At 74.4% G+C, this 4,195-nt stretch carries 5 protein-coding genes; all 5 read left to right on the plus strand.

Annotation, left to right across the window (positions count from 1 at the left end):
• Window positions 1-451 (plus strand): TraR/DksA family transcriptional regulator (locus AOK18_RS17775; protein WP_167738704.1); only part of this gene is annotated, 451 nt, incomplete at its 5' end.
• A gap of 88 nt (window positions 452-539) precedes the next feature.
• Window positions 540-1,166 carry a signal peptidase II gene (gene lspA / locus AOK18_RS17780; RefSeq protein ID WP_055695017.1) on the plus strand — a complete coding sequence of 209 codons (627 nt, stop codon included), beginning with the start codon at window positions 540-542 and terminating at the stop codon, window positions 1,164-1,166.
• A 56-nt stretch (window positions 1,167-1,222) separates the two neighbouring features.
• Window positions 1,223-2,167 (plus strand): RluA family pseudouridine synthase, encoded by a 945-nt coding sequence (locus AOK18_RS17785; protein ID WP_055572280.1) that lies wholly within the window; start codon window positions 1,223-1,225, stop codon window positions 2,165-2,167.
• Window positions 2,164-2,631 (plus strand): GNAT family N-acetyltransferase, encoded by a 468-nt coding sequence (locus tag AOK18_RS17790; protein WP_055695018.1) that lies wholly within the window; start codon window positions 2,164-2,166, stop codon window positions 2,629-2,631. Before AOK18_RS17785 ends, AOK18_RS17790 begins: the two co-directional genes overlap by 4 nt.
• Before the next feature lie 267 nt (window positions 2,632-2,898).
• Window positions 2,899-4,195: Na+/H+ antiporter (locus AOK18_RS17795; protein WP_055695019.1), on the plus strand; the 1,297-nt coding region annotated here is incomplete at its 3' end.

The raw sequence follows: 4,195 nt of genomic DNA on the forward strand, positions 1-4,195 counted from the left end.
GGCGACGGCGGCGAAGACCCCCGTGCCCAAGGCGCGGCTCGCGGCGATCGAGCCCGGCGACCTCGCGGTGCGCCCGGGCGAGGAGCCCTGGACACCGGAGGAGGTCGAGGACGCGCGGGCCGAGCTGACGGCCGAGGAGCTGCGGCTGCGCGAGGAGATCGCCTCGTCCGAACGGTCGCTGGCCGGCCTCATGCGGGACTCCGGGGACGGAGCGGGCGACGACCAGGCCGACACCGGCACCAAGAACATCACCCGCGAGCACGAACTGGCGCTCGCCGCCAACGCGCGCGAGATGCTCACCCAGTACGAGCGCGCCCTGCAGCGGCTGGAGGCCGGCACCTACGGTCTGTGCGAGAGCTGCGGCAACCCCATCGGGAAGGCCCGGATGCAGGCCTTCCCCCGGGCCACGCTGTGCGTCGAGTGCAAGCAGAAGCAGGAGCGCCGCTACTGAGCGCCCCCGTACGCCGCCTGAGCGCGAGGGCCGCGAGGGGGGTGCCGTACCCTCGTCCTCAGTCAGGTACCTAGGTTGAGGGACTCACGTGGCAGAGGCGGAGCGCATCATCGGTACGCCGGAAACCCCGGACGCGGACCGGGACGGGCAGGACCGGGACGGGCAGGACCGGACCGGAGCGGACCGGGCCGGTGCACAGGAGGCGGGGGCGGCGGCCGGAGCCCCCCGCGGCAGGCGGCGCGTGGCCGTGCTGTTCGCCGTCGCCGCCGTCGCCTACGCCCTCGACCTGATCAGCAAGATGATCGTGGTCGCCGAGCTGGAGCACCACGAGCCCATCGAGATCGTCGGGGAGTGGCTGAGGTTCGAGGCGATCCGCAACGCGGGCGCGGCCTTCGGCTTCGGCGAGGCCTTCACCGTGATCTTCACGCTGATCGCGGCGGCGGTGATCGTGGTGATCGTCCGGCTGGCCCGCAAGCTGTACAGCCTGCCCTGGGCGATCGCGCTGGGCCTGCTGCTCGGCGGGGCCCTCGGCAACCTCACGGACAGGATCTTCCGCTCGCCGGGCGTCTTCCGGGGCGCGGTCGTCGACTTCATCGCGCCCAAGGGCTTCGCCGTCTTCAACCTGGCGGACTCGGCGATCGTCTGCGGCGGCATCCTGATCGTCCTGCTGTCCTTCCGGGGCCTCGACCCGGACGGGACCGTCCACAAGGACTGAGCGGGACCGGCGGCCGCGGGTACGGGGCCGCCGGGCCGGTCCGGCATACTCGACGGGTGAGCACGATTCCCGAGATCCGCACCCTGCCCGTGCCCGACGGCCTGGAGGGCGAGCGCGTCGACGCCGCCATCTCCCGCATGTTCGGCTTCTCCCGGACCAAGGCGGCCGAACTCGCCGCCTCGGGGAAGGTCACGGTCGACGGGTCGGTGGTCGGCAAGTCGGAGCGGGTGAGCGGGGGCGCCTGGCTCGAGGTGGAGATGCCGCAGGCGCCCGCCCCGGTGCAGGTGGTCGCCGAGCCCGTCGAGGGCATGGAGATCGTGCACGACGACGACGACGTGGTCGTGATCGTCAAGCCGGTCGGGGTCGCCGCCCACCCCTCCCCGGGCTGGACCGGACCGACCGTGATCGGCGGCCTCGCCGCCGCCGGCTACCGCATCTCGACCTCCGGCGCCGCCGAGCGCCAGGGCATCGTGCACCGCCTCGACGTCGGCACCTCCGGCCTCATGGTGGTCGCCAAGTCGGAGTACGCCTACACGTCGCTGAAGCGCCAGTTCAAGGAGCGCACGGTCGACAAGCGCTACCACACGCTCGTCCAGGGCCACCCCGACCCGACCAGCGGCACCATCGACGCCCCCATCGGCCGCCACCCGCAGCACGACTACAAGTGGGCGGTCACCGCGGACGGCAAGCCGTCCGTCACGCACTACGACCTCGTCGAGGCCTTCCGCGCCGCCTCCCTGCTCGACGTCAAGCTGGAGACCGGCCGCACCCACCAGATCCGCGTCCACATGGCCGCCCACCGGCACCCCTGCGTCGGTGACCTGACCTACGGCGCCGACCCCACGCTCGCCAAGCGGCTCGGCCTCGCCCGGCAGTGGCTGCACGCCGTGGGGCTCGGCTTCGAGCACCCCGGGGACGGCCGGTGGGCGGAGTTCACCAGCGACTACCCCGAGGACCTGCAGCGGGCGCTGGACCAGGTCCGGGAGGAGACGTACGCGTGAGCACCCCGTACGTGGTCCGCGAGGCGGTGGAGCCCGGCGACCGGGAGGCGTGCTTCGCGGTGCGCAAGGAGGTCTTCGTCGCCGAGCAGGGCGTGCCCGAGGATCTGGAGTACGACGCGTACGACGCCGGTGCCGTGCACGTGCTCGCGGTCGGTGAGGACGGCGGGGCGCTCGGCACCGGGCGGCTGCTGCACGGCCGGGCCGCCGCCGTGAAGACCGGCGGCGACGCGTCGGTCGGGTCCCTGGGGCGCCTCGCGGTGACGCGCCGGGCGCGGGGGCTCGGCATCGGGGCCGCCCTGGTCCGGGGCATCGAGGAGGCGGCCCGCGCCCGCGGTCTCACCGCCCTCGACCTGCACGCGCAGACCCACGCCCTGGCGTTCTACGAGCGGCTGGGGTACGCGGCGTACGGTCCGGAGTTCCCGGACGCGGGGATGCCGCACCGGGCCATGCGGCGCGCTCTGTGAGCGGACGGGGCGCGTAACGGGCGGCGGCGCGGGGCGGCCCACGGGGCCGGCGGCCCCGGGCGCCCGAGCCGGGCCGCCCGCCGGGGCCGTGCGCCCCGGGACCGGCCCGGTCCCGCACGCGTAGGCGTCCCGTGACCGGGCAGGCGGGGTCATCGGGGGCGCCGGGCCCGGCGCCGGACGGACGGCGTCGCACGCCCGGCGCGGGGCGCCGGCGTGACAGGCTGGACGCCCCGCCGTCCGACCGCCGAGCAGCCCGGAGCACCGACCGTGGACCAGATGGCCCTGATGTTCGCCCTGCTGCTCGGCGCCGTGGTGTGCGTTCCCCTGGGGGACCGGCTGGGGCTGCCGGCGCCGGTGCTGATGACGGTCTTCGGCATCGTCCTCGCGCTCCTGGAGTTCGTCCCGAACGTGGACGTCCCGCCGGACCTGATCCTGCCGCTGCTGCTGCCGCCCCTGCTCTACGCCGCCGTCCGCCGGACGTCCTGGCGGCAGTTCGCGGCGAACGCGAGACCGATCCTCCTGCTGGCCGTCGCGCTGGTGTTCGTCACCACGCTGTGCGTGGCCGTCGTCGCCCACGCGATCGTGCCGGGCCTGCCGCTGGCCGCCGCGATCGCCCTCGGCGCGCTGGTCGCACCGCCCGACCCGGTCGCGGCGACCGCCGTCGCCGGGAAGCTGGGGCTGCCCCGCCGCCTGGTCTCCATCCTCGAGGGCGAGGGCCTGTTCAACGACGTGACCGCCATCGTCCTGTACCACGTGGCGATCGCCGCCGCCGTGAGCGGCACCTTCTCGCCGTGGGACGCGGGCCTGGACCTGGTCCTGTCGGCCGTGGTGGCGGTCGCGGTCGGGCTCGTGCTCGGCTGGGGCGCCAACCGGCTCATGGACCTGCTCGGGGACGCGACCCTGCAGGTCGCGCTCAGCCTGCTGGTGCCGTACTTCTCCTACGTCCTGGCCGAGGAACTGCACGGCTCGGGGGTGCTCGCCGTGCTCACCACCGCGCTGTTCCTCGTGGAGTACGCCACCGACGCGGACGACGTGACGACCCGGCTGGCCGGACACGCCTTCTGGGACATCGTCGACACGCTCGTCACCGGCATCGCGTTCGGACTGGTCGGCCTCGAACTGCACAACGCGGTCGGCGCCGCGGCCGGCCACTGGGGCGAGCTGCTCGGCTGGGCGGGGGTGATCGTGGGTGTGGTCGTCCTGGTCCGGCTGCTGTGGCTGCTGCCGGCGACCTGGCTGACGCGGCGGCTGCACGCCGCCCGGGACACCGGCGAGGACATCCCGGTGAGCTGGCGCGAGACCGTGGTGATGTGGTGGTCGGGGATGCGCGGGGTGGCCTCCGTCGCGCTGGCGCTGGCGATCCCGCTGGAGACCGACGCGGGGGGCGACTTCCCGGCCCGGGGCGAGATCGTCTTCATCGCGTTCGGCGTGATCATGGGAACGCTGCTGGTCCAGGGGACGACCCTGCCGTGGCTGGTGAGACGGCTGGGGGTGCGGGCCGACACCAGGCGGGAGAAGGAACTCGAACGGGACCTCGCGCTGCGGGCGGCCCGGGCCGCCAAGC

Origin of the sequence: Streptomyces prasinopilosus, assembly GCF_001419695.1 — a bacterium.
In the GTDB taxonomy this organism is placed as follows: Bacteria; Actinomycetota; Actinomycetes; order Streptomycetales; family Streptomycetaceae; genus Streptomyces; species Streptomyces prasinopilosus.